At 40.8% G+C, this 23883-nt stretch carries 27 protein-coding genes, 2 tRNA genes and 1 pseudogene; 13 read left to right on the top strand and 17 right to left on the bottom strand.

What is annotated here, in order from left to right; translation table 11 throughout:
• Positions 1–58: 58 nt before the first annotated feature.
• Together CWC29_RS06435 and CWC29_RS06430 are read right to left on the bottom strand one after the other, a co-directional pair.
• Entirely contained in the window at positions 59–436 is a 378-nt protein-coding gene (locus CWC29_RS06435) for a hypothetical protein (RefSeq protein WP_128728259.1), read from the bottom strand.
• 173 nt (positions 437–609) lie between these two features.
• Positions 610–700: transfer RNA gene (locus CWC29_RS06430), tRNA-Ser, on the bottom strand.
• A gap of 295 nt (positions 701–995) precedes the next feature.
• On the opposite strand from CWC29_RS06430, the gene CWC29_RS06425 reads away from it, so the two are divergent.
• Genes CWC29_RS06425 through CWC29_RS06405 form a run of 5 tightly spaced genes read left to right on the top strand, consistent with a single transcriptional unit; the run spans position 996 to position 3012 of the window.
• A complete protein-coding gene (locus CWC29_RS06425) occupies positions 996–1661 on the top strand; it encodes a Bax inhibitor-1/YccA family protein (protein WP_010604622.1) in 666 nt (221 codons plus the stop codon).
• Positions 1662–1716: 55 nt separating this feature from the next.
• Complete coding sequence (gene tusD, locus CWC29_RS06420; protein WP_128728260.1) at positions 1717–2070, top strand: sulfurtransferase complex subunit TusD; 354 nt, start codon at positions 1717–1719, stop codon at positions 2068–2070.
• Positions 2067–2426: a DsrE family protein gene (locus tag CWC29_RS06415; RefSeq protein ID WP_128728261.1), complete on the top strand. Its 360-nt coding sequence runs from the start codon at positions 2067–2069 to the stop codon at positions 2424–2426. Before tusD ends, CWC29_RS06415 begins: the two co-directional genes overlap by 4 nt.
• The gene (locus tag CWC29_RS06410) at positions 2423–2677 is read left to right on the top strand and encodes a DsrH/TusB family sulfur metabolism protein (RefSeq protein ID WP_128728262.1); all 255 of its coding nucleotides are present in this window, start codon (positions 2423–2425) and stop codon (positions 2675–2677) included. Before CWC29_RS06415 ends, CWC29_RS06410 begins: the two co-directional genes overlap by 4 nt.
• A 5-nt stretch (positions 2678–2682) precedes the next feature.
• Entirely contained in the window at positions 2683–3012 is a 330-nt protein-coding gene (locus tag CWC29_RS06405) for a TusE/DsrC/DsvC family sulfur relay protein (protein ID WP_039495713.1), read from the top strand.
• A 77-nt stretch (positions 3013–3089) separates the two neighbouring features.
• On the opposite strand, the gene CWC29_RS06400 is transcribed toward CWC29_RS06405, so the two are convergent.
• From CWC29_RS06400 to CWC29_RS06390, 3 genes are read right to left on the bottom strand one after another with little or no spacing between them, the layout of a single operon-like run.
• Positions 3090–3443 (bottom strand): hypothetical protein, encoded by a 354-nt coding sequence (locus CWC29_RS06400; protein WP_138524166.1) that lies wholly within the window; start codon positions 3441–3443, stop codon positions 3090–3092.
• Between the two features lie 35 nt (positions 3444–3478).
• Positions 3479–4180 carry a hypothetical protein gene (locus tag CWC29_RS06395; protein WP_138524168.1) on the bottom strand — a complete coding sequence of 234 codons (702 nt, stop codon included), beginning with the start codon at positions 4178–4180 and terminating at the stop codon, positions 3479–3481.
• Positions 4181–4226: 46 nt separating this feature from the next.
• The gene (locus tag CWC29_RS06390; protein ID WP_138524170.1) at positions 4227–5126 is read right to left on the bottom strand and encodes a hypothetical protein; all 900 of its coding nucleotides are present in this window, start codon (positions 5124–5126) and stop codon (positions 4227–4229) included.
• A 267-nt stretch (positions 5127–5393) separates the two neighbouring features.
• Between CWC29_RS06390 and CWC29_RS24220 the strand changes: the two are divergent.
• Positions 5394–5499, top strand: a pseudogene (locus CWC29_RS24220) (IS30 family transposase); the annotation flags it as partial.
• Positions 5500–5641: 142 nt separating this feature from the next.
• Here the strand turns inward: CWC29_RS24220 and CWC29_RS06385 are convergent.
• Both CWC29_RS06385 and CWC29_RS06380 read right to left on the bottom strand, forming a co-directional pair.
• Positions 5642–6871 carry an amidohydrolase family protein gene (locus CWC29_RS06385; protein ID WP_138524172.1) on the bottom strand — a complete coding sequence of 410 codons (1230 nt, stop codon included), beginning with the start codon at positions 6869–6871 and terminating at the stop codon, positions 5642–5644.
• Positions 6872–6883: 12 nt separating this feature from the next.
• On the bottom strand, positions 6884–8266 hold the full coding sequence (locus CWC29_RS06380; RefSeq protein WP_128728264.1) for an amidohydrolase: 1383 nt from the start codon (positions 8264–8266) through the stop codon (positions 6884–6886).
• 447 nt (positions 8267–8713) lie between these two features.
• Between CWC29_RS06380 and CWC29_RS06375 the strand changes: the two genes are divergently transcribed.
• Positions 8714–9058, top strand: coding sequence for a DUF3718 domain-containing protein (locus CWC29_RS06375; protein WP_138524174.1), 345 nt, complete (start codon positions 8714–8716; stop codon positions 9056–9058).
• A gap of 69 nt (positions 9059–9127) precedes the next feature.
• On the opposite strand, the gene CWC29_RS06370 is transcribed toward CWC29_RS06375, so the two are convergent.
• Positions 9128–9820, bottom strand: a complete 693-nt coding sequence (locus CWC29_RS06370; RefSeq protein ID WP_128728266.1) for a DUF445 domain-containing protein — start codon at positions 9818–9820, stop codon at positions 9128–9130.
• A 125-nt stretch (positions 9821–9945) separates the two neighbouring features.
• On the opposite strand from CWC29_RS06370, the gene CWC29_RS06365 reads away from it, so the two are divergent.
• Both CWC29_RS06365 and CWC29_RS06360 read left to right on the top strand, forming a co-directional pair.
• Positions 9946–10800, top strand: a complete 855-nt coding sequence (locus tag CWC29_RS06365) for a fructosamine kinase family protein (protein ID WP_128728267.1) — start codon at positions 9946–9948, stop codon at positions 10798–10800.
• 70 nt (positions 10801–10870) lie between these two features.
• Positions 10871–11074, top strand: a complete 204-nt coding sequence (locus tag CWC29_RS06360; RefSeq protein WP_128728268.1) for a CPXCG motif-containing cysteine-rich protein — start codon at positions 10871–10873, stop codon at positions 11072–11074.
• A 118-nt stretch (positions 11075–11192) separates the two neighbouring features.
• On the opposite strand, the gene CWC29_RS06355 is transcribed toward CWC29_RS06360, so the two are convergent.
• A complete protein-coding gene (locus tag CWC29_RS06355) occupies positions 11193–11834 on the bottom strand; it encodes a riboflavin synthase subunit alpha (protein ID WP_128728269.1) in 642 nt (213 codons plus the stop codon).
• A 175-nt stretch (positions 11835–12009) separates the two neighbouring features.
• On the opposite strand from CWC29_RS06355, the gene CWC29_RS06350 reads away from it, so the two are divergent.
• From CWC29_RS06350 to CWC29_RS06340, 3 genes are all read left to right on the top strand, one after another.
• Positions 12010–13368: an MATE family efflux transporter gene (locus CWC29_RS06350; RefSeq protein ID WP_128728270.1), complete on the top strand. Its 1359-nt coding sequence runs from the start codon at positions 12010–12012 to the stop codon at positions 13366–13368.
• Complete coding sequence (locus CWC29_RS06345; protein WP_138524176.1) at positions 13343–14338, top strand: DUF3080 family protein; 996 nt, start codon at positions 13343–13345, stop codon at positions 14336–14338. The genes CWC29_RS06350 and CWC29_RS06345 overlap by 26 nt, the downstream gene beginning before the upstream one ends.
• Before the next feature lie 124 nt (positions 14339–14462).
• Positions 14463–14539, top strand: a tRNA-Val gene (locus CWC29_RS06340).
• A gap of 330 nt (positions 14540–14869) precedes the next feature.
• On the opposite strand, the gene CWC29_RS06335 is transcribed toward CWC29_RS06340, so the two are convergent.
• From CWC29_RS06335 to CWC29_RS06300, 8 genes are all read right to left on the bottom strand, one after another.
• Positions 14870–15298: a GNAT family N-acetyltransferase gene (locus CWC29_RS06335; protein WP_128728272.1), complete on the bottom strand. Its 429-nt coding sequence runs from the start codon at positions 15296–15298 to the stop codon at positions 14870–14872.
• Between the two features lie 59 nt (positions 15299–15357).
• Positions 15358–16350, bottom strand: coding sequence for an NAD(P)H-quinone oxidoreductase (locus CWC29_RS06330; RefSeq protein WP_128728273.1), 993 nt, complete (start codon positions 16348–16350; stop codon positions 15358–15360).
• Positions 16332–16721, bottom strand: coding sequence for a hypothetical protein (locus CWC29_RS06325; protein ID WP_128728274.1), 390 nt, complete (start codon positions 16719–16721; stop codon positions 16332–16334). Before CWC29_RS06325 ends, CWC29_RS06330 begins: the two co-directional genes overlap by 19 nt.
• A gap of 121 nt (positions 16722–16842) precedes the next feature.
• Complete coding sequence (locus CWC29_RS23965) at positions 16843–17235, bottom strand: S41 family peptidase (protein ID WP_167815415.1); 393 nt, start codon at positions 17233–17235, stop codon at positions 16843–16845.
• Positions 17223–17906 carry a S41 family peptidase gene (locus CWC29_RS23960; protein WP_138524844.1) on the bottom strand — a complete coding sequence of 228 codons (684 nt, stop codon included), beginning with the start codon at positions 17904–17906 and terminating at the stop codon, positions 17223–17225. Before CWC29_RS23960 ends, CWC29_RS23965 begins: the two co-directional genes overlap by 13 nt.
• Positions 17907–18085: 179 nt before the next feature.
• The gene (locus CWC29_RS23955; protein WP_167815398.1) at positions 18086–19762 is read right to left on the bottom strand and encodes an efflux RND transporter permease subunit; all 1677 of its coding nucleotides are present in this window, start codon (positions 19760–19762) and stop codon (positions 18086–18088) included.
• Positions 19762–21171: an efflux RND transporter permease subunit gene (locus CWC29_RS23950; protein ID WP_138524848.1), complete on the bottom strand. Its 1410-nt coding sequence runs from the start codon at positions 21169–21171 to the stop codon at positions 19762–19764. Before CWC29_RS23950 ends, CWC29_RS23955 begins: the two co-directional genes overlap by 1 nt.
• Entirely contained in the window at positions 21168–22223 is a 1056-nt protein-coding gene (locus CWC29_RS06300; protein WP_167815414.1) for an efflux RND transporter periplasmic adaptor subunit, read from the bottom strand. Before CWC29_RS06300 ends, CWC29_RS23950 begins: the two co-directional genes overlap by 4 nt.
• A 783-nt stretch (positions 22224–23006) precedes the next feature.
• Between CWC29_RS06300 and CWC29_RS06295 the strand changes: the two genes are divergently transcribed.
• The gene (locus tag CWC29_RS06295; protein WP_138524852.1) at positions 23007–23843 is read left to right on the top strand and encodes a M61 family metallopeptidase; all 837 of its coding nucleotides are present in this window, start codon (positions 23007–23009) and stop codon (positions 23841–23843) included.
• The last annotated feature ends 40 nt before the right edge of the window (positions 23844–23883 follow it).

Genomic DNA, 23883 nt, shown 5'->3' with positions numbered 1-23883 from the left:
ACCTTTTCGACTGAAAAAGTATTAATTATCTGTAAAACTGACACTGCTCGGTTAATTATCACTCAGTTTTACGATTACCAGCCCGCAAACCACATAAGAAAAGCCCTGCGGAGAGCATTGACATTAAGGCGTTAACAATAAAACCAACGCCCGATTGTGCGGCAAAAAGATAGCTAAATATCGCGCCACCAAGTAACCCCAGTGTTAACAAACCGCCATATTGCACCTTGTTGTACCTAAACATAAGGATATATCCGGGAACAACGAATAGACACATTGCAAGACCAACGATGTATGCATTAGAAATTGCACTAAGTAGCAAGTTAAAGAACATCTCACTGCGACCGAGTGTAAAGCTGTAGTAAATCCCAAGCACACCACCTACGATTAACGGTGATAATAAAGAGAAGCCTACCCCTTTGCCAACTTGTTTCATATTCAACACTCTCTACATTCATTATTCATTCAACACCATTGAGTATTGTGCAAGCAGAGCCTCGGCACTAGCCGACTTTGGTCTAATAGGTATTTTTATCGAGAGTTATGCTGATGAATGGAAGTTTCAGATATCAAAAACAAAAAAGCCCTCAAACATGAGGGCTTTAAATGTGGCGGAGAGATAGGGATTTGAACCCTAGATACGCTATTAACGTATGCCGGTTTTCAAGACCGGTGCTTTCAACCACTCAGCCATCTCTCCGCAGCGGGGCGAATAATAGAGAATCCCTATGCGCTTGTGAAGCTTTTTTTTCAATTATTTGATCGTTTGCGTAAAATTTGGCTTAATCGTCTAAGAACCAGTCAAGATTCTGCGTATTTTTGATATTTCAGCGAACTTTTGAAAATATTCAAAGTCTTAGACAATAGCTTAGATTATAAAGGCAATCTAAATATCGACGATATTGATCCAGAAATCATTGCCCCAACATATAACAATTGATACTCTTATCTCAGTTATTTTTGGGATCAGCATGTTTTATTAAGGAGCTTGAATCATGGCATTCAATCATTCATACAACACTGCAAAACCTGTCATGTCGACAATGGAAACAAACAAAGTGTTGAAAAACACTTACTTCCTATTGGCAATGACATTAGCGTTTAGTGCAGTAACAGCCGCAATTTCAATGACGATGGCATTACCAGCGTTTACTGGTATCGTTTGTTCATTAGTTGCATTTGGTTTGCTATTTGTTATCGGTAAAAAAGCAAACTCATCTTCTGCTATCGGTCTTGTATTCTTATTTACTGGTATTCTAGGCTTCGGCCTTGGGCCTATGCTTAATCACTATGCTGCATTACCAAATGGTGGCATGTTGATAGCACAAGCGCTAGGCACAACAGCGTTAATTTTCTTCGGTTTATCAGCTTATGCACTAACTACGAAAAAAGATTTCTCATTTATGGGTGGCTTTTTAACAGTTGGTTTAATCGTGGTTATTATCTCGAGCCTAGTAAACTTGTTCATTGGATCAAGCATCGCGTTTATGGCAATTAACGCGGCAGTCGTTTTATTAATGTCTGGCTTTATCCTTTATGATACAAGCCGTATCATTAACGGCGGCGAGACAAACTACGTGCTTGCAACTGTAAGCTTGTATTTAAGTATTTATAACTTATTTACCAGTATCCTTGCCCTTTTAGGTGCGTCGGATGACTAACTCAGAATTTCTGATAAAATAAGCCCCATTACGGGGCTTTTTTTATGAGTAAAATTTGAGTCAAATAGCCATATCAGTGCACTTTGGCGTAGCTGCACAGTCAAAGTTAACTTTACTAGAGCGGTATGTCGATGCCGCTATTAAAAGTGACCATCAAATCGCGTGTATCTTTCTATATCAAGATGCTGTCTATCACGCCAGTCAAAATATTGTACATGCTTCCGACGAATTGCAAGTCAACGCGCTTTGGCAACGCATCAAAGATAAAGGGATCCCGCTGTTGCTGTGTGTCACCGCAGCGGAAAAGCGCGGCGTTAGCACCGAAAACGTTAGCCCTTTCACCGTTGCTGGCCTTGCAGAGTTTGCCATGATCTCGAGTAAATCTGATAAATGGATACAGTTTAAATGAGTAAAACCGTGTTAATCATTTCTCAAACCAGTCCGTTTGACCAAAATAGTCTGAAAGAAGCGCTCGATGTCGCACTAATCTATGCCGCAATTGATCAGCAAGTAAGTTGGCTTTTTACTGGTCCTGCTGTGCTATCACTCCAGAAAACCCTCAATGCGCCCACACTGGGTTTAAAAGATATGTTTAAACAATTAAAAACTTTGGAAATTTATGATGTCGAGCAGGTTTACGCCTGCCAGTCAGCTATGGATGAGTTTAACGTATCACCACACTCCCTTGCTGTTGATACTGAAGTCAAAAATCAACATGAGATCCTCGCGTTAATCAAACAACATGACTTTGTGGTGACATTATGAGTACGCTACATATTATTTCTAGTATCGAAGCATGCGATAAGCTGCAGTTTGTGTCCCATCGCGACACTATTTTATTATGTAATGATGGCTGCTTTGGCCAAACGCGTATCTCAGCTGAGGATGCACATGTGGTGATGCTGCAAACCTGTGCGAGTGCCAGAGGCATTGTCCCAGAAGCCGGAGTAAAGCTTATTTCTGACAAAGATTGGGTTGAGCTGACCATTACTATGAACAATTCAATTACTTGGTAATCATCATGCTAGAATTTAACAACCAAACTATCGAGACTGATAAACAAGGCTATTTGCTAGACCATACTCAATGGTCTAAAGACTTAGCACCGCTTCTAGCCGCAGAGGAAAACATTGAGCTTTCAGATGCACACTGGGAAGTCATTGAGTTTGTGAGAAGTTTTTATCTCGAATACAACACCAGCCCCGCGATCCGTATGCTGGTAAAGGCAATGGCTAAAGCACTAGGTGAGGATAAAGGTAATAGCATCTATTTATATAAGTTATTTCCAAAAGGCCCAGCTAAACAAGCAACAAAAATTGCAGGATTGCCAAAACCCGCCAAGTGTATTTGATAATACTTGGTAAAAAATATGAAGCTTATTGCTCCATAAGCTTCATAAGCTTCATATTTGATCATAATAAGTTAAAATTAGTTTGAAGCAATTACCCCATCAAAAACCTTATCAATCATTACTTGAGCCAACCGTTCATCGATAGACAATGATTTAGGCACTGCATAATTAATATCCACAACACCATTGTCCGTCAATACCAACCTAGATGCTATTTGATATTTTGACAGGCTTCGTGAGCTATAATCATAGACATAAACCTTTTCTCCTAATTGCCCCGTATGCGCTCTAATTGCCTCACTTTGTTTTTTTAGCTCGGAGCACATATGACAGCTGGTTAAGACATTATATTTAGCTTGAAAACCGCAGTATGCTATAAAGCTTACTAATGAGAGAAAGATTAATAATATTCCTAAAAGGTATTTCTTCATATTAGCTCCCAACTAAGCATGTTTAACTATTTCTTTTAGTACTTGTCCAGCACGTTCTGCTGACTATCATAAGCTTTAAGTACTTTAAAATCATCATCGTCACTTTGCTCACTTTCAACCGCAAGTACATAGCTTCCATCATTAAACACTAATTTATGAAGGAGCTTTAAATCTACAGGTTCATTGCTATCCATATCCAAAATACTTCTAATTGAAATTAGCAAAGGCTTAATACGACTCTTTAGATTAACAATAATTTCTTTATTTAAACTGTCTCTCATCGCCGATGTTAAGATAAAATCATTTGCATTATACTTGTTCCACTCCCCTTCAACCTGATGAGCTGCTATCAGGTAGGGAGAACCACTCGAATAACCACCATAATTCAAGCTTTCCAGAAATAATGACTCGAGCGGTTCAAGAGCCATTGACTCTTTTTCAGTCAATGGAAGCACCTTATATTGTGGTATGTAAACTTGCTCACCCTCAACATTCGCTTTATCATGATAAATATCGACCTTGCTCAGATTTCTACTAGCAAAATCATAAATAAAAGCAACGCCATTATTGCCTATACCTAATATTTCTATTGCGACACTTCTAGTCTCAGTATCTTGGCATCCGTGGCAACTACCTAATAATCTAAATTTATTATTACCTAGTTTTTCCACACTTGAATGGCAAAAGAAACTGAAAAATACGATAAATAAAAATGAGACTTTAAGGCTAATATTCATAATCATTCCTTTTTATAAATAATATTGATGAGTTACAAAACCCTGATTAACTACAAGATGCTAAACAAGTCATCCGACCATTGTCTGAGGAAATAGTACAAGTCGTCTGTATTCTCGGACAAGAGCGAGACAATTCTGCTTGTCGCATTCTCAACCCCAATTCTGACATGTACTCTTTAAAACTTTCATAGCGAGGCCATTGTCTATGATAATAATGCTTTGGTGTATTAGGGCGTCTGACAGGGATGGTGTTTCCATCTCCATCTTTAACTTCGATTATATTATAAGTTTGTCTATGCAAAATAGGCTCAACTTTTACGTATGAGCCATCTGGAAAAATTATATTAAAATCAAATTTCTCTGAAAAGATCGCAAATCTTTTTATGTTAAGAGCAGAAGTAATCCTATTTACTAAGGTTGAAACTCTATTATATCCAAGCCGAAAGTGCGTATCAAATAATTCATCTCGCATTTGTGAACTCCGAACAAAGTCATAAGCGTTGTTACCATAGGGACTTGAGCTAACAACTATATCAGTATGGAGAGAGCCTCGGTTAACTTCATAGGTTAATGAGCGCTCTTTAAAATCATTAAAGACTTGAACAATATTTTGCCCATACTCTCTTTCTCTAGATGATAATACTTCAGCTCTCACTCTTTTTTTTGGGACTCGCAGGGTAGGGTCAACTTGGATCCACTCATAATATACATAATACTTTTTAAGTGTTCTTGCTGGGTAATTAAATACGAAAATAGTGCCACTTTCCCCAGGTTCCCATGCGTCCTTAGCGGCAGATTGACTATAGCTTTCGCTACATCCATGGCAGGCTGTCATATTATGTTTAAGATCAGTGTTTAGTTCAGAATTAGCCTGAGCATTACAGCTGAAGACTAAGGCAAAAGCAAAGTAGATTATAAAATAATTTATTCCAAATGTTCTTTTCATATATTTATCCTTAAATATTTACTTTAAAACCAAATTAAGGTTAGTTTAAAAAACAACCAACGCCAACATTAATAAAAAGAGAATTTTAAATATTTTAGATTATTATATTTTACACAACAATATAATTAAGATAGAGATTTCAACTCAGTGTGACGGTGCCTGATTAATCTCAACCTAAACTTCGCTATATACTAGTGAAAAAAGAAACAGGCGCCTATATAGTTGCTTTTCGGGCTAATGAAAAAGTGCGCAAACTGGGGAAAGTTTAAGCAAATTGCGCACATAGAACAGGCGCTAAATGCGAGGCCGAGAAAATTCCTAGGGCTTAGGCAATCAGCCGTGATATTTCGATGAATTACGCAAAGCAGCCTAATTTAACGAGAAGTACGCTTCGGACTTGAATTCACGAGTACATAACCTGTTTGAAAAATAGCAACGCTATACAAAGCTATTTATAATTTAAAAAGCCTAAAACCTTAGACGATTTTAGGCTTTTTAAGCTATTCTTGACTATATTACTTCGTATACGCTCTTGGCATATCAGAATCTGTCGTATATCTGTCTCTTAGTTTATCGTGGCGTGACTCAGTAGACACTTCCTCACCATTGATCCAGATTTTATCGATTGTGGTGCTGAATTCGAAAGGATCCGCACTCCACATTACGATGTCTGCGCGTTTACCAGCTTCAATCACACCGCCATCAATACCCAGTGCTTTAGCAGGGTTAGCGGTAACCGCCTTAAGTGCGCCTTCATGACTCATGCCATTTGCTACAGCAATACCCGCATCAAAACGTAGCTGGTAGACGTTATGGCTACCGTCACCACCTATTGACAGGATGACATTGACACCTGCTTTCTCAAGCTTACCTGCGTTATCTAGACTTGCATGCATTGAGTCAAAGCTAGCTGGTAGGTTTGATACCGCACTCAAAATAACAGGTACTTTTGCCTCAGCTAGCTGGTCGGCGACCACTACCGCATCATCAGCACCCTGAATAATCAGATCTAAACCAAACTTTTCTTTTAGCTTAATCGCTTCAAGGATATCCGACGCTCGTGAAAGTGTTGCAATCACAGGCATTTCACCCGCTAACACTTGCGTTAACACTTGTTCTTCTGAACTCGGTTTTCCCTCGTCTTTTTTGTCTTTCTTAGCGAGCTTTTCTTGCTGTGCTTCAAGCTTTTTAACAACGTTATCCAACGCCTTTGCACGAGACCCTTTGCTTTTGGCTCCTAGATGAATAATTAACGCGGTATGCTTGTCGGTCACACTGTTAAATTCACCAGATAAATCAACAACAAAACCAAGCCCTGCAAACTCACTTTTACCACCCCAAGGTGCGACAAAGTTTTGCGTTACTCCACCTTTTCTAGCATATGCAATTAAGCTACTACGTGGATTAAATGCGGTGCTTGCATCAAAGTCTAAGCCTGCATCGTCATCGCTGGCATCACGTGAAGCAGCAACAGCACCAACTTCAACTAAACCAAGTTGATTCATTGAGCCAATAAAACCCGGAGTGACCACTTTACCGCTGGCGTCAATCGTCACATCAGCAGTCACATTATCTGGATTAATCGCTTTTATTTTACCGTTTTCGATAACTAAGGTCGCACCTTTAAGTACGCCAGCATCTGTCGCGGTATGGACCGTTGCATTGGTAATTGCGGTAACACTGGCAAAAGCAACAGAGTGAGCTAGTAATGCGCTAGTGATCATGGTTAGCTTCATGGTTTTCATCTCATCAACTCCTTACTTTTGGCCCAACATAAAATCACTAACCGCTTGATATTTTTCATCATAACGATCATAGACTTTACCACCATCCACAAAAACCTGCTCTGCACGAGAGTACACGCTAAACGGGTTAGTGCTCCAAATTACGACATCAGCTTGTTTGCCTTGCTCAAGCGATCCGGTTTTATCCTGAATACCTAACGATTTCGCAGCATTCGAGGTGATCCACTTAATTGCATGCTGCTCGTTGATGTTAAAGCCTGACTGGTTTGCGGTGTTCATCACTTTTGCGGCTTCATGATTCAAACGTTGGATTGTGGTCCCTGAATCAGAATGAACAATTGCACATGAGTTTTTCACTGCATCAACAATTGCAACGTTTTCCTGAACCATATCATAGGCTTCCATCTTAAAGCCCCACCAATCAGGCCAAAGTGCAGCACAGTTACCGTTTTCACCTAACAGATCTGCAATCTTATATGCTTCAATACCATGGTGGAAAGTTCCTGCGTGATAACCAAACTCTTTAGACAAGTCGATCATCATTGCCATTTCTTCCGCTTTGTAGCAATGGTTATGGATCAAGATTTCACCATCTAGCACGCCACGCAGCGTATCGAACTTGATATCACGCTCTGGTGCATCCGGATTCAATCCAGCAGCATATTCGGCTTCGTATTGTTCCCACGCGCGCTTATATTCACCAGCTTCAATCCAAGCTTCACGATATCCTGCCATATTACCCATACGAGTATAAGGGGCTACACCTTTAGAGCCGTATACACGCTTTGGATTCTCACCACATGCCATCTTTAATCCATATGGCGCATCAGGGAATTTCATTGCTTGCATTGTTGATGCCGGCACATTCTTTAAGGTAACACCTCGGCCACCAAATAGGTTTGCAGAGCCAGGTAAGATTTGTAGCGTGGTAATCCCCCCTTCTCTGGCTCGGTTAAAGCCAGGATCTTGCGGCCATACAGAGTGCTCAACCCATACCTGAGAAGTATTAGGGTTAATCATTTCATTGCCATCACTGTGCGATTCTACACTTGGACTGGGGTAAGCCCCTAAATGAGAGTGCACATCGATAATACCAGGTGTTACCCATTTACCTTCGGCATCGATAGTAACATCAGCTGTGACAGAAAGGTCTTTGCCAACTTGCTTGATTTTACCATCAACAATAAATACATCACCTTGTTCTAGCTTTTCACCCGTACCGATTAGAACGGTAGCATTCGTGATTAGGGTTGACTGAGAAGGTACTGGCTTGTAAGTACTTGGATATGGGTTTTTCTCTATGGTAACTTTTTCTTTCTGCGGGCCGTGATCCTGACAGCCCATCAAAGCTGCGGCAATCCCAGCTACGACTATGGAGGGGGCAAATTTATACATTATTGTCATCTCTATTGTTTTTTTGTGACTTTAGCTCATGCCATCGCACTTTACGCAATTATGAGCTTTAGCGACAAGTAATTACGACGAACGTCAAGAGATTATAACGCATGTTGCGAAAATGCGCAGTGCATTAGAGGCAGCTGCGCAAATTTGTAAAGATGCGTCAATATTGACATGATTTGACATACCTTCTCGTTGAAGTAATAAAGATAGGGGCAAGTACAAAAGCAGAGTGTTAAATTATCGATAATAGTATTTTATAATAAAAAAAGTTTTCACTATTTGTATCTATTACAACAAAATAAATTACTACTATTCAAGTGCATAGAAATCTCACACACATCTGACACACTCTATTACATTCCGAATTACTTGATTTACAGCATTACTCAGCAACTTTAGCAATACTAAGAACGTGTCCTAGAGATAGCCAAGGAGCTAACCATGAAACTGTTCAATTTAGTATGTGCAACTTCACTTTTAATCACAGGTAGTGTATCCGCCGCTGACTTTGTAGCTGCGGATAATAGTCGAGCGACTCAGGTTTGTATGTCGGTCGTTAAAAATAATAAAATTCATCTGCATAACACAATCAAAGAAAATCACTTAAGAACACGAGTCGTTGAAGAAAAACTACACTGCAACGATATGCCAATTGGCAAATTTGCCACGACCTACGGGTTTAATAAAGCGGCAGACTTCCTCGGTATAGACCGTAGTGTGGAAACCAGTATTAAAGACATTGCGAAAGTAGATCAAAAAACCATTTTTGTCTCAGGATCTAAGTAACCATATCGATATGGTTATAAACAGAAGCAAGGCGTAGAAATCCCTGACTACGCCTTTTTCATTATTCAGCTATACAACTGCAGCCAATAATCCGAAAAGACCCCCAAAAACTCCACCCCACACAACTAGCCATCCTAGGTGAGTCTTAATCATATTTTGTACTATTTCCTTTACCATTTTCGGCGTTAGTTCATTAAGCCGCTCATCTACCGCTTTTTCAATGGTTTGGTGTAAATCATCGCCAAGTAGACCATTACTGAGCGACTCACTAATTGCAGCATCAAACTCAGGCTGCTCACCGAGTTCAACTATTGCTAATCGCATTTTCTCAATAAATGGCTCTCGCAGTGGTTGTACAGCTTCAGTCCCACCAAACATCTGCAGCATTGCGCCGAATTGAGACGCCTCAATCACACTTAACAAACGGTCGAATGCAGGATTTAAGTCGACTTTATTAGCGATAGGTGCCAAGTCAAACTTTGGATGCTCCTTGCCGAGAAACTTTTCTAGTTTTTCTTGACTAAAGAACTCACTCAAGATGAGCTCTCTAATCGACGCTTTAAACGACTCGAACTTAAGCGTAATTATCCCTGAACCATAGAGGAAAGGCACTTTCTCAAATAACATATGTACCGCTAACCAATTCGTCAATGCGCCAGATAGTGCAAACAATCCTATCGAAAACAGCACGTCGTTTTCTAGTGTGAAACCAGTACCTGTTAGCAGTATCGCGAGTAAATTGGTGGTGATATTTTTATTCAATGTACTTCCCTTGGATAAAATGACAGAGGCGATATTTTATTTTTTTTAGAAAAAGGCCTCAAGTATTTGTGATCTTGAGAATTTCAACCATATTTTAGAGTAAGTGAATATGTTGGATCTAACTTATGTGGAACAAAGTCAACCAACAAATCTCTGAATCTCTCCATGACGCGTTTGAGCTTTCATCAAAGCAAACCTTAAAAAGTTATGGGTCTAAAAAACTCTATAAGATTGCAGACGATACCCATCAATTTTTAGTCAAAGTAGCCCCAATTCAGGCTTTAGAGCGGTTTGAGTGTGAGGCATCTAATCGAGAAAAGCTCATTCGTGACTCCGATTTTCTCGTTGCCGATACAATAACACTGGGTACGAGTGTCGAATTTTGTTTTATTGTGCTGGAATGGTTAGAACTTGATCATCGCAATGAAAATTGGCTTGAGTGTGGCCAAAGCCTAGCTAAAATGCACCAACGCCATGAACAGGAAATGTTTGGCCTAGAAGAAGACAATTACATTCACGAGCTTCCACAACCGAATCAATGGCACAAAAAGTGGGAAGTTTTTTTTGCCGAAGAAAGAATTGGTTGGCAGCTGCAACTGCTGGCTGAAAAAGGGATTATTCTCACCGATATCGACACATTTGTAGAGCAACTTAAACCACTCCTTCCACACCAAGTTCAACCGTCTTTGGTTCATGGTAACTTTTGGCATGGTAACATTGGCTTTAGCCGTCAAAAGCCCGTGCTATTTTCTCCAGCTTGCTACTATGGTGATAGAGAAGTTGATATTGCTATGGCTTCGCTATTTGCTCCATTACCAGATGACTTCTACCGTGGTTATGGGTCTATCTATCCACTTGCAGAAAATGCGGCTGAGCGTTTAGACATTTATCGCTTATATCCTCTTCTAGTGCAAGCAAACTTATTTGCTGGCAAGTACATACGGGACGCGGCAGAACAAGTGCAAGCCCTGCTCAAATAACTGCCATATTTTCGTCACAATGCGCTATAGTTAAAAGGTATTTAGTTTGGCCAATTCAGGTGGAGGGCCAATGAGAAACCTATATCAGCAACGTATTGAATGCCCACATTGTGGACACCATATTTTTGTCAACCTTGATACAAGTGAAGGCGATCAGGACTACTACGAAGACTGTGCTGCTTGTTGCAATCCTATACATCTAAATATGCACCTAGACCAAGTACACAATAAACTTGAGCTTAGGGTTGATAGCGACGACGAGCAGGTTTTTTAACCAAAAGCAGAAGCACTATAAGTTACGGGCAGCTCGGGTTCGAGCTGCTTTTATAAAGACAGCCATACTTTTTTATATCAAGATAGGCCGAAAACGCAGTGCTCAGTCTCGTAATCTTCTAGCCGTGTTTTAATAAACTTTGCTTCTTCAAATAGTTTTCAACGGTATTAATAATCGTGTAGGTTTGTTGGTCAACCTCAATATTTACGCGGTCTCCCACATTCATCGTGCCAAGATTTGTAAGCGCTAGTGTTTCAGGTATTAGATGTAACCAAAACCCACTGTGATCAAGCTCCCCTACCGTCAGACTGGCACCGTTTACCGCGATAAAGCCTTTATACATAACATACTTATGCCACGATTCAGGCAACGAAATATGCATCCTGCAGTTGCCTTCGTTTCGATGTATTTCACTTATGTTCGCGCTCGTTTGAATATGCCCTGAAATTACATGTCCGCCAAGCTCCGTGCCAAATGTCATCGAGCGCTCAAAGTTAACCTGTGATCCTCTGTGTACTTCACCTAAATTGGTAAGTCTCAAGGTTTCATCAATCACATCAAAACAAACTTGGCCTACGACATCATTTTCTGGTCGCTCGAAGTGAACCACAGTTAAACAACATCCGTTAATTGCTATACTCGCGCCCAAAGTCAGTTTATCGAGATAGTCGACACCAACAGAAATAACTAATTTTAAAATACTATCAACTTGCTTTGCCGACACCACAGTCGCTTTTGTTTGAACAATTCCTGTAAACATATCTACCCTCTTAATTTATCCTTGGAATTGTAGCGAAATCGCATTAATAGAGGTACTTAATTTGTATTGAATATGCGACTAGATATAAATAGTCGTGGCTGCTAAACGCAAAATTTTGCTAAATACAAAGCACTAAAATAAACTATCTCTTTTACGCCTTAAGTAGTATCTCACCATGAATTTTTCAACTTGGGAAGCCAGACGCTTGCTTCAACTTGCGATCCCTGTTTTTCTCGCTCAAGTTACTTTAGTCTTAATGACCGTTGTTGATACAATGATGGCAGGTCAAGTTAGCGCTGAGGACTTGGCTGCACTTTCTATTGCTACGGGTGTTTGGAACCCTCTGATTTTTAGTTTACAAGGTATTTTACTAGCACTTACAAGTATCGTCGCACATTGCCATGGTGCTAATGACACTTCTGGGATCAAACGATTTTTCCAACAAAGTTTATATCTTGCTTTAGCACTTTTTACCGTCGGTTTGGTTTTAGCGAACTTTACTTCTGTGGTTTTCTCAAATATTGGGGCAAGTGAGAATGTTCAGACCCTTGCTCAAGGCTATATTGATTTTGTGAAGTGGGGCCTATTAGGCTTTTTGATCTTCACAGTATATCGTAATGTTACAGAGGGAGTTGGGCAAACAAAGCCTGCTTTTTACATCAGTATTGTTGGTCTCTGTATCAATGTCGTTGCTAACTATATTTTTATCTATGGTAAATTTGGCGCTCCTGCGTTTGGAAGTGCTGGCTGCGGTCTCGCTACATCCATCGTGCTTTGGTCAATGGCAATTGCACAGTGGGTGTATAGCTTGAAGAGTAAACACATAGATGGAAAGGCGCTCATCAGCGGCTTTACCAAGCCAAGTCTATCTATGATGAAATATGTTGCAGCACTTGGCTTCCCAATTGCACTGGCAACTTTCTTTGAAGTTACTCTGTTTGCTTGTATTCCATTATTTATTGCTGATTTAGGGCCTATTTCCGTATCCGGTCACCAAATTGCGGCTAGTGTCACTACAATGTTATTTATGATGCCATTAAGTTTGTCTATGGCTATCGCTATACGGATCGGTAACCTAACCGGCCAAGGAGCCTTAGACCAACTTAGGCTTTCTGTTAATACAGCTTTTCTTTTAGCCACCTTAATTGCTCTTTTTGTCGCTCTCGTTACGTATATAGGGAGAGATCAGATTGTTTGGCTATATACAAACAATACTGAAGTCGCCACACTCGCAACCAGTATTATGGTATTGGCTTGTTTGTATCAATTGCCCGATGCATTGCAAGTCTCCGCAAACGGCGTGTTAAGAGGGCTCAAATATACTAAACCAATATCTTGGGTAACTTTTATATCGTACTGGCTTATTGGGTTTTCATTGGGCTATGTATTAGCAAAGACCGATTGGATAACGCCAGCTATGGGTCCACAGGGCTTTTGGGTTGGTATTATTATCGGTTTGAGTACGGCGGCGATATTATTAGTAACTTGTGTAAACAAACGGGTGAAATTTGAAATTAGTCAAGCAAATAGCTAGTACGATATTACTTTTTACTATGGCCGGATGCAGCAAGCAGCCAAGCGATATTGCTGTTGAATATCAACAACGACTTGCGAATGCAGCTAGCATAGAGTTGGTACATCCGGCCCCACTTTACAATCCTGAAATCCAAAAAGTGCCATTACCTACAAGTGAGCTTACTATCTCTATGTTGGACATCGCGACCGCTGGGCACTGCAAAGTCACAAATCTCATCGCTGCGCAAAATAATCAACTGGGTAAAGTAAGTTATCCAAGTGAGCGCTTGAAATATACCATCTTATTTATTCAGCAAGCGCCTCACTGCATTCGACATCCAAACACGAGCGACGAGCTAAAACAAACACTAGCTCAAGCATTACAGGAAAAGAAAGAGCAGCTTCCACATCACTTTCTTCATATGATGACATTTGAAAGAGAGTTGGCAAGTTTGAGCTTGTTGATTGCTGATGAGGTGCCCTTAGAACTACCAGCAGCGCACAGTCACATGTTAGAAGCCGCTAATGAGCTCGCTGAGTTGGTGATAAACATGGACGCGCCCGAGAACCTCAGTCCAGACACGCTTACCCCCGCTTTAAAAGTCCTTTCTCAGCGATTTGTCTCATCTTTGGTTACAAGCGTCCGTAAACAAACTCAACTGAATAATGCAGCTACACGCCAATTAAAACAACTTAAACTGAGAAATGACATTTGTAAAAGCGGCGGAAATAAAAAACAGGCAGAGATCATAAACAATATCTTCAGCAAGTATTATTTATCTATTCTTCAGCCTTATCAGGCGATGCTCTCTCTTTCTATGGAAGAGCTGATCGCTGCTTGGCAGCCTATTCACCTATTGTATCAAAATAATAATGTTGTCGATCCGCTCACGCTTCAACAGAACTTAGATAACCTTAAAGATTCTGCAAAAGCACACGTAAAATGGTGGCAAGAATTTTATCAGCTGTGTGAAATCCCCCCAGCATGAACAAAAAAAAGGCAAACAATCAAAAAATTACGGAAAGCCGCTTGATCCGTTAGCTGAGTCACTATATATTACATCGCGTTGACAGGCACAGACCTGAAAACGACAAATAAGAAAATGTTATTGTACGACCGTAGCTCAGTTGGTTAGAGCACTACCTTGACATGGTAGGGGTCGGTGGTTCGAATCCACTCGGTTGTACCACTAATAAATATCATTCAAATAAAGAAAAAGCACTACCTAATCTCTATAACCCGCGCCAAGGGTCGAGAATTTGGATCCATTCGGTTGTATCATTCTTAGATGTTTACAAACCTGCTAAATTCAAAACAGAAAAAGTACTCCCTGCTTTCCATAGACCGTGCCAAAGGTCGATAATCCAGAACAACTCGGTTATACCATTCTGAGATCTTTACAAACCAGCTAAATTCAAAACAGAAAAAGCACTAACGACTTTCAACAACCCGAAACAAGGAGCAATAATTTTGAATATGTTCGCTATTTTTTTATCCCGCTAACCAAAAAGTGAATAATTCAAGCCTCAGAACTTTTGATAGGCTTCACAGTGAACCGCTTTGTCATTCCTTGACTCGCCGGGGATACTAAGCGGTAGCCCAGCTTTTCATAAAAAGCTGGCTCATCTGCAATCATTGAAACATAGGAGCCCGGCAAAGCACTTGTTGCTAAGTAACCATCAATATATTCCATTACTGTACGCCCTAATCCCTGCCCTTGATAAAGCGGATTGACGGCAACATCGACGACCTCAAAATTACAGCCTCCGTCTCCAACCACCCGACCCATTGCCACAAGCTGTTCATCATGCCTAATAGCAACTCCATATAATGAGTTAGGCAACCCACGTGTCGCTGCTTCTAAAGATTTTGCAGATAATCCCGCGGCTATTCGCAAATCACAATATTCCTCTGGGCAAGGTACTTTCTCTTCAATTTTAAACGTCAAAACTATTCACTCCTCTTGTCACTAAGAGTGGGTAGAATAACAACTGTATAAATAAACAGTTAACTAACTCTAACTATCACCTTCCCGAGATTCTGGTTGTGTTCGAGAATATCGTGGGCTTGCTCAATTTCATCCCAAAGTAACTCCTTATACACTGGTATCTTCATCGTCTGATCCGACAGTTCCGAGCCAAACTCACTCAGAAAATCTTTCACTAATTCCCTTTTATAATCTAAAGAGCGATTTCTTAACGTGCTTCCATGCAAGTTGAACCTTTTCGCGAGTAACTTGGCAAAGTCTAGTTCTGTATATCTTCCGCCTAGCATAGCGAGCATGACACAATGGCAATCCATGGCTGCAACTCTTAGATTCGCTCTGAGGTATTCACCACCGACTGGATCAAGAATGACATTTGCTTTCAAACCAAGCTTTTTCATTTCTTCAGCAAAATCACAGTCTAAGTAATTAATAGTATGATCTGCCCCCAGAGATTTTGCATACTCGGCCTTTTCCTTGCTACTTTGGGTAGTAATGACCGTTGCACCTAGCCTTTTTGCAATCCTTATGGCAGCACTGCCAACACCTGAAGCACCGCCGTGACAAAGTAAAACCCCATTAGAATTTAGCTGCCCAGTTCGCACAATCGCATCATAGGCCGTAAGATATACTTCTGCTACACCTGCCGCATAGCTCAATGACAGACCTTCGGTTAACGGCATGAGTAATTCACTTTGTGCAACCACGTACTCAGCATAGCCGCCGCCGGCGGTTAAACAGAACACTTGGTCACCAAGTAAATGTTCAAGCTCAGAAGACGCCACCTGAACTATCGTTCCAGACACTTCCAGACCCAATATCTCACTATCGCCTTCAGGCGCAGGATACTTCCCTTGTTTTTGCAAAATATCTGCTCTATTAACCCCAAACGCATGCACTTTGATTAGCACTTGCTTTGCACTCAACGTTGGCGTTTCGGTGTACTGGAGTTGAAGTTGAGAAGATGCGTGGCTGATATAACGCATCTTCTTTGGGATCACTGGATTTTTTTCCATATTTCCTTCTCGACGAACTTACCATCTTCATACAGTTCATGATGCCATAAATTACCATCAATCTTGTAGCTGAATGACATCGTTCGACCGAGTAAACTAGTAATATTTCCATATTCATAGGTTTCGATAAATCTATCTCCCTCTATTTTGTAACTCCCTCCACCAGCGTATTTAAATTTTCCTTCACTTTGCGTAATGTAGCTGTGGTGAGTTGGAGTAACTAACTTTATCGATGTCAAGCTAGGCGCTTGCGCTGATACAATGCCATCTGTGGTGGCATATTTCCCCTCAACAAATTCCCAAGTACCTAAAAGTGGGTTTGCCAAAGCAACTGGACTCAATAACAATAAACTAAGTACGGAGACTTTCATCTTATTTCCCTTTAACGTTGTTTTATTCAGTTTTACACGATCACTCAACGAGGTCAGTTGAGATAATCTCAACATCAAAAACGAAAATATGAGATCTATGAGAGAGAATTACGCAGCCAAGCTAATTTTTGCTATCAGCTTTAGCACCTAAAACGGCAAGTTGGCTAGTCAACTCGCTAATTGCCTCAGCTCTTTCTTTGATTAGAAAAGGGTTAGAGCTCTGCCCTGCTAACTGCTGTAATGCCATTAGATAGGCCTGCGATTTTGCAAATTCACCCTGAGTATTTATGTCTGGTGTTACTCCCTTGCCCTCCCAGTTTTTTTGGGTTATCGGGCTAACAGTGCTAGCGATTGCCACAAATGCAATAAAATCATGAGATAATTTTATTTGTCTGATAGGGTTTGCTCCCCCTTTTGACGACTCACCAATCACTGTTGCTCGCCCAAGATGCTTCATCGCATACGCAAACGCTTCTCCGGCTGAGAACGTTTCAGGGCCAATTAAGATGTACAAAGGTATCTCGTGCAGTTCACTTGCCCCCAAAGGCTGTTCACTGTAAAGGGGTAATGACTTCCATTTCGAAATTGGTAGGAGTGTAATAAAGTCGGTTTCGCTAAAAAGTAGCTTGCAAAGTGGGAGATCATGTAGCCATCTCCTCCACCGTTTTGACTAAAATCAAGAATAAGGGCATCGGTTCTTTGTAGTAATCTCATCGACGCCGCAATTGCGTCTTTAGCTTGAGAAGATACAGAATCAAAGCCCCACATTTCTAAATAACCAATATTTCCTGCTAGCACTTCTACTTGGCGTATACCTGAGTTCTTGCGCTTTAGCTCAGTGAACCAGGGCTCTCTAGCATCGCTACTATGCTTGCCATTGTTGTCAACTCGAGTAACCAGCGCCAGGTGTTTATCATACTCGCTCACTAAATCAGTGATCTGCTCTGATAAACCATGTCGAAATTGCATATCATTAAAAGTCAACGCACGTAATTGCGCTGCAATGGTTTTTGCGGTGTCGGTAAACACGTAATTTTGTTCGATAGTGTGAGCAAACTCTTCGACAATTTGTTTAGCCTGCGCAGGTTGTAACTGGTGCGCAACGTCAACTTCAACGGCTTTCGCTTGTAACCTATTATCACCGATCACACACAAACTAAAACACAGTAAAAATCTTGCGATCATAAAGCCAATATATTCCTTTAATTGAGTGAGCCCGTTGCCAACGCCAATCGTTCCACTAAGCTCTGAAAAGTACGTGTGACAAAATTCACGCCCCAGTTATGTCAAGCCGTGCCAGTGACCTGATGCTGCTAGCAATCATGGCTTCCACTAAGAATAACGTCATAGCAGAAACCTTATTCCTATTCACTCTCTAACAGGGGCACACTGTTAGTCTCAGGCTCATCCTTCACTTGTGATTGCTTATCAAACATTGGCAGTGATAGTAAAGCTGACATAAAGCCCAAACTGAACAACGCACTGAACGACATACCGCCAACAATCACAGCGGCTAAACCACGATATATCTCTGAACCATCTCCGGGACTGAGCATCAACGGCAACATACCAAAAACACTGGTTCCGGTACTCATATAAATAGCACGCATACGATAATTAGTAGACTGAATAATGGCCTGCTGTTGATTTAGCCCGGAAACTATCGCCGAGCGATATTGACTCGCAAGCAAAATGGCATTATTTATCACCAGTCCCATTAAAATAATAAAGCCAATCATGGTGACAATATCTAAATTTTGCGGTGCAAAATAATTAACTGTTTTTAAGAAAAACATGCCACCCAGTATTGCCAACGGCATTGACAACATGACAGCTAAAGCTAAAATCCAAGAATTGAGTGCCATTCGTATCAATAGAAATAAAATCAACAAGGAAACCAAGAACATCTGGAAAAATTCCGTTAAGAATCCACTCAATTGATCTGCACTACCCCGATAATTTATAAACAAGTTTTGCTCTGGTTGTTGCGCTAAATACGCCGCGACTTCAGCCTTTACCTGCGTAATAAATGGACCAACTGGCTGACCATTAGCTGGCACTAAATTAATCGACATACTTACTTCGCGATCAGTGCGATATATAGCACTTGGTGCCAAACTTAGTTGAGTATCGACTAAAGAGCGCAGTGGGTGCAGTCCGTGATTTGGGATCATCACTTCTGTTTGCAATAATTGTTCAAGATGCTCAGGGGTTTCACCTTTTAAGTAGAAAGGCAGAGTATCACTGTCAGCATAAAACTGGCCGAGGTAAGCACCGTCGGTTAACGTCACTAAAATCTGATTTAACTCAGCCTGAGACATGCCCATAAACGCAAGCGTGTCGGCTTTAGGCGTAAATTCTACTCTGGCCACAGTATCTCTCATCGGAATAACTTCAGTGATCCGCGCTCCCGGGAAGGATTCTATTAAATGGGCGAGTAAATCTTGTCCAGCTTGTTGTAATTTAGGCAAGCTCAGTCCTTTTAAATCGAGCTGACTTGTGCGCGCATCAGGTAACGCTAATCGAAGTAGAGTTCCTTGATAAACGTAGGTTCTTGCATCTGGTAAATCTTGTACTATCTGGGTGTCGACCCACTGTTTGAATACAGGAAAATCCCAACTGCCCTCAGGATAAAAATACACTAAACAATACGTTGAGTTACAAAAAGAGCCGTGAATATCAAAGGCCGGATGGCTACCAAGCTGTTTTTGAGCCGCAATACGCTGTTCAATCACATTACCTACCTGTGTTTTTGCGGCACCAACAGAAAGAGGTTCATCAAATGCGGTGTAGACCATCATTATGTTTTCCTTTGGATTGGGCAACAAATCTAACTCTGGCTTGATCAACCAACTGAGCAGCAAGGCTCCGGGGATTGCTAAGACCAACCAAACCGTCCCTTGAAGCTTTGAACGAGATGGTGCTGTGACAAACAGAGTCCATTTATCAGATAACGCCTTACTTTTAACGACTTTCTGGCCTGGTAATAGCTGTCGTGTTAATGCTGGTAATAGGAACAATGCAACTAAAATTGAGGCCACTAAGGCACTGGAGATAGTAAATGCAAGGTCGCCAAATAGCTGGCTGACTTCCGCGAGTGCATTAATACGATAGGGACAAAAATTACAATACTGGACAACGTAGAAGAAATTAAAGCTGCTTGTACCTGCAATACACCTTGGCGACAACTTTCTAAAAGCGATAGTCCTGTGCTTCTTAAGCGTTGAATATTTTCAACAATGATTATTGAAGCATCAAGTAATAGTCCGACGGACAACGCCATGCCGGCTAGGGAGATTAAATTCAGGCTTCGTCCGCCCAATTGCATCCCTAATAGCACTAAAGACAAACACACAGGGATACTCACAAAGATCAAAAAAACGATGCGTAAATTGCGTATAAAATAATACAAAAAACCACAAGCGAGCAGAACACCCAATAGTAAATTACCATAAACCAGTAGCAGTGCCTGTTTTATTGGCTGCGAGTTGTCACGACTCATCACAACCTTGAGGTCGAGTGATGACAGTGGCCCTTCATTTAGCTCGGTTAAGGTTGCTTTGATCAATTCAATAGTTTCTAATACATTAATATCTTTATCTGGTTGTAGGTAAAAGTATATCGCTTGATTACCCTTAAAAGCTGAGTATGACCAGTCGTACACAAACCGTCTATGCACACTTGCCACTTCCCCTAAGCGTACAACTCGAACTCCAGTAACCGCAATTGGTAAATTGCGTAACTCGGTCAATGCCATCTGGCCTTTAAAGTGCAAATCATACTCTTTCGACCCCAATAATAGACTGTCTCCTGAGCGGTCGATTAGGCCCTGTAGTTTACGAGTCACTTGCTCTATGCTCAATGAAAACTGAGTTAACTTCCGTGGTTCAAATTCAATGTCTACCCGTTGTGCCAGTCGGTTATTATCCATATTGATGTTGGTGATACCCGGAATATCTGTCATGGCAGGCTCGACATAAGCGCGATAGGCATGCATAAAGTCTTCTTGTGACTTCTCTGTATCTGAATACAAAAACAAGGAAGCCAAAGTTGAGCCCGCACCATTGCTATAGTCAATTACGCTGGGCTTTGCAACTTGAGGAGGCCAATCCGGAACCTGATTGATCCGCGCCAAAACCTCCATATAAGTTTGTTCCATATCGGCTTGATAATGAAAGTTCAAGGTGGTCCACGCTTGGCCATTTGAAATATTAGTTTGTAAATTTTTTAATTGGCTCACACCTGCAAGCTGTCGTTCAAGCGGTGAAACTAAGCTCTGCTCAATCTCAGCTGCAGTTTTCCCCGGCCAAGATGTCACCACGGCAATTTGGGCTCTATCGATTTTAGGTAATAACGCATTGGGGAGTTTTGCACCAGCTAAAACCCCCAGCAATACCAGTAAAAATGAAAAGGCGATGATAATAGAGCCATATTTTTCAACTAATTTCATAGTTTACCCTGACTATTAATGGTAACTTGTGCATCATCTTTCAGTGCTATTTTTCCTTTGACTACTACTTTGTCGCCGGCTTGGATTTCTCCTTGGATCACCGAGTGGTTTTTGTCAGTGTCCACAATTTTTACAACAACTCTATTCACTTTGTTCTCTTGATCTACACGCCAAACGTAATATTCATTTTTATTTATAGTCAAGGCATCATATGGCACCTTGGTTAAATTACTGGCAGCCATCGACACGTCAACGACATATCGTTGACCAATAAGAAATTTTTCGGGAGGATTGTGTTTGAATTTCAAATGTAAATTGATAGTTTGATCTTGGCTACTCACAAGGCCGGCATCACGGTCTAAAAACAACTCAGTGCCGTCAGCCAATGACAGTTTCGCACCTTCAAATTGATTGAACTCCTGATATAAGTCTAATGCAACTCGACAAGTCACTTCCTGCTGCTGAGCTGGCAAAAAAACTAAGATACTCTCTCCTTCGCCAACCCACTCTCCCGGCTCACCAAATAGCGATAGCACAACACCGTCAGCGGGCGCTCGATGCGTTAAGTTATTTAATTGATGTTCAACTAAACGATATTGCTCAGCATAAATTTCATTTTGTTCTGCTGCTGTTTGATAGTCTCTTTTGTGTTGCTGCAATTCCGAGCTCGATACAACTCCTCCTTCATCTAATTTGCTCAGGCGGTCGTACTCATTAAAGGAATAAACATAGTTTGCACGCGCAGCTTTAGCATTCGCATCCAATTGAGCAAGCTGACGCTTTAGATAGAAGTCATTTTGTTTCGCTAATACTTCCCCTTCTTTCACTCGGCTACCAGCCGGTAACAACCAAGTTAACTCAGCAGATACATGACTTGAAACTTGCTGACGGAAAGGAACATCGGCATGACAATACAGCGGCTTTTGAACTCCTCGCTGCCACTTTCGCGCCTCTTCGACTTTCACCACAGGTGTTGCACTAGCTTGCACTGATGAAATTGAGGTTCCAATTACTGTAGAGGCAAAAATCAAATATCTATAATAATCTGGCACTGATATGGACTCCCTTGTTATTAGGTTAACGTTGCTAAAATGATGGAGTTAAGCGCTAAAACAACAGTGCATAGCGGTATTTCTGAGTTAATGACACAGCTTCTGGTATGACCGATTGAGAAGTAGTAAGACGTATCCATCAACTTAGATAACCAAGCAGCTCAGTCGTGCCGATATAATCTTAAACGAGATTTCACGTTTGAAAATTCGCGTATGTTTTGCAGTTTTGGACTTATTAACACCCATATTTATCTTTATGGTTAATTGGTGGTATACATGACGAAGCAACCTACATGCCAAAACTTAACTCTATGTTTTTATTTTAATTTTTCATTCTAGGACTTAAAATAATAAATTAACGTCCGAAAGTGGACGTAATCGTAGTAAATTCGGACGCTCGTAGGATCAGTTGCGTTGATGTAATTACGATAAACTTCTGACATATACAAACAATCCAATGATGTCAGCCTTATTGCTCATTTATGCTTAGTTAGCAATGAATAAAAATAGATGTCTTTGTTATTCCTACTTTATCGATGTCAAGCTAGGCGCTTGCGTCGATACAATGCCATCCTTAGGACATATTTTCCCTCAACCAATTCCCAAATACCTAATAGTGGGTTTGCCAATGTGAGTGGACTCAATAACAATAAACTAAGTGCAACGTTGTTTTATCCAGTTTTACACAATTACCCAACGAATTCAGTTGAGGTAACCTCAACATCAGGAATGAAATAATGCGTTCTCAGGTCTATTTACGAAGTAACCCATATCGAGAGAATAATGAAATTATTAATGCTAGTACTGTGGTTCGGCTTAATTGCATTCGCACAGGCAACCGAAATTGAAATCGAATATAAGAGCTGGATAAGTAGCAGTGATAAACAATATGTGGAAACTTGGCTAAAACACGGTGTCAAAGCAACAGAGCGTTCCTTAGGAGTACTACAACAGCAAACGCTTCCATTTATCATTGAACCGAGCTTATTCGCATCTGAACCTGTGCCATGGGGCTCGGTTCAACGAGGTAAGCCCGATGCCATTTTACTTCAAGTCAAACGATTTACCTCAAGCCGAGTGCTGATTAAAGACTGGACCTTGTACCATGAAATTGCCCACCTTTATCACCCTTTGCTTGACCACTCAGATTTTTGGCTTGCAGAGGGGCTTGCTACCTATTTACAAAATGTCATTATGCTAGAAAATGATATTTTTAATGTTGACGAGTTTCGTACGAGGTTAATCTCAGGGCTCAGCCGAGACGTAAAAAATACGCGACTAAATAAAGGATCACTTAAAGCAGTGAGCGAACAAATGTGGTCATTAAAGGCACAACAAAGAGTCTATTGGAGTGGAGTTGCCTTCTTTATAGAAGCAGAAATTGCACTACAGGATATAGGCAATAAGAACACAATCAGAACGCTTATTTCCTTATTTCAGCAATGCTGTAAAAACAGTGCAATACCGGGAGACAGTAACAGTGGACGACTATTTATTGCGAACTTAGATAAACTCTCCAAAACGACCATATTTTCCAATCTATATGCTAACTATAAGCAGCGGCAGGATTTTCCTTACTTAAGTAAAACTCATATTTATAGTCTTCAGCCATTAAGATAAAGCATTTTTTAAAGCCTTTAACGACCACTACCATATCTTC

Origin of the sequence: Pseudoalteromonas galatheae, from assembly GCF_005886105.2 — a bacterium.
Classification (GTDB): Bacteria; Pseudomonadota; Gammaproteobacteria; order Enterobacterales; family Alteromonadaceae; genus Pseudoalteromonas; species Pseudoalteromonas galatheae.
This window is presented reverse-complemented; position numbering and strand designations above follow the sequence as displayed.

Excerpts from the sequence above, each read along its gene's own strand:
- CWC29_RS06435 (WP_128728259.1), bottom strand. The coding sequence starts at position 436 with ATGAAACAAGTTGGCAAAGGGGTAGGCTTCTCTTTATTATCACCGTTA.
- CWC29_RS06425 (WP_010604622.1), top strand. The coding sequence starts at position 996 with ATGGCATTCAATCATTCATACAACACTGCAAAACCTGTCATGTCGACA.
- CWC29_RS06415 (WP_128728261.1), top strand. The coding sequence starts at position 2,067 with ATGAGTAAAACCGTGTTAATCATTTCTCAAACCAGTCCGTTTGACCAA.
- CWC29_RS06410 (WP_128728262.1), top strand. The coding sequence starts at position 2,423 with ATGAGTACGCTACATATTATTTCTAGTATCGAAGCATGCGATAAGCTG.
- CWC29_RS06405 (WP_039495713.1), top strand. The coding sequence starts at position 2,683 with ATGCTAGAATTTAACAACCAAACTATCGAGACTGATAAACAAGGCTAT.
- CWC29_RS06400 (WP_138524166.1), bottom strand. The coding sequence starts at position 3,443 with ATGAAGAAATACCTTTTAGGAATATTATTAATCTTTCTCTCATTAGTA.
- CWC29_RS06395 (WP_138524168.1), bottom strand. The coding sequence starts at position 4,180 with ATGAATATTAGCCTTAAAGTCTCATTTTTATTTATCGTATTTTTCAGT.
- CWC29_RS06390 (WP_138524170.1), bottom strand. The coding sequence starts at position 5,126 with ATGAAAAGAACATTTGGAATAAATTATTTTATAATCTACTTTGCTTTT.
- CWC29_RS06385 (WP_138524172.1), bottom strand. The coding sequence starts at position 6,871 with ATGAAAACCATGAAGCTAACCATGATCACTAGCGCATTACTAGCTCAC.
- CWC29_RS06380 (WP_128728264.1), bottom strand. The coding sequence starts at position 8,266 with ATGTATAAATTTGCCCCCTCCATAGTCGTAGCTGGGATTGCCGCAGCT.
- CWC29_RS06375 (WP_138524174.1), top strand. The coding sequence starts at position 8,714 with ATGAAACTGTTCAATTTAGTATGTGCAACTTCACTTTTAATCACAGGT.
- CWC29_RS06365 (WP_128728267.1), top strand. The coding sequence starts at position 9,946 with ATGTGGAACAAAGTCAACCAACAAATCTCTGAATCTCTCCATGACGCG.
- CWC29_RS06360 (WP_128728268.1), top strand. The coding sequence starts at position 10,871 with ATGAGAAACCTATATCAGCAACGTATTGAATGCCCACATTGTGGACAC.
- CWC29_RS06355 (WP_128728269.1), bottom strand. The coding sequence starts at position 11,834 with ATGTTTACAGGAATTGTTCAAACAAAAGCGACTGTGGTGTCGGCAAAG.
- CWC29_RS06350 (WP_128728270.1), top strand. The coding sequence starts at position 12,010 with ATGAATTTTTCAACTTGGGAAGCCAGACGCTTGCTTCAACTTGCGATC.
- CWC29_RS06330 (WP_128728273.1), bottom strand. The coding sequence starts at position 16,350 with ATGGAAAAAAATCCAGTGATCCCAAAGAAGATGCGTTATATCAGCCAC.
- CWC29_RS06325 (WP_128728274.1), bottom strand. The coding sequence starts at position 16,721 with ATGAAAGTCTCCGTACTTAGTTTATTGTTATTGAGTCCAGTTGCTTTG.
- CWC29_RS23960 (WP_138524844.1), bottom strand. The coding sequence starts at position 17,906 with ATGATCGCAAGATTTTTACTGTGTTTTAGTTTGTGTGTGATCGGTGAT.
- CWC29_RS23950 (WP_138524848.1), bottom strand. The coding sequence starts at position 21,171 with ATGAAATTAGTTGAAAAATATGGCTCTATTATCATCGCCTTTTCATTT.
- CWC29_RS06295 (WP_138524852.1), top strand. The coding sequence starts at position 23,007 with ATGAAATTATTAATGCTAGTACTGTGGTTCGGCTTAATTGCATTCGCA.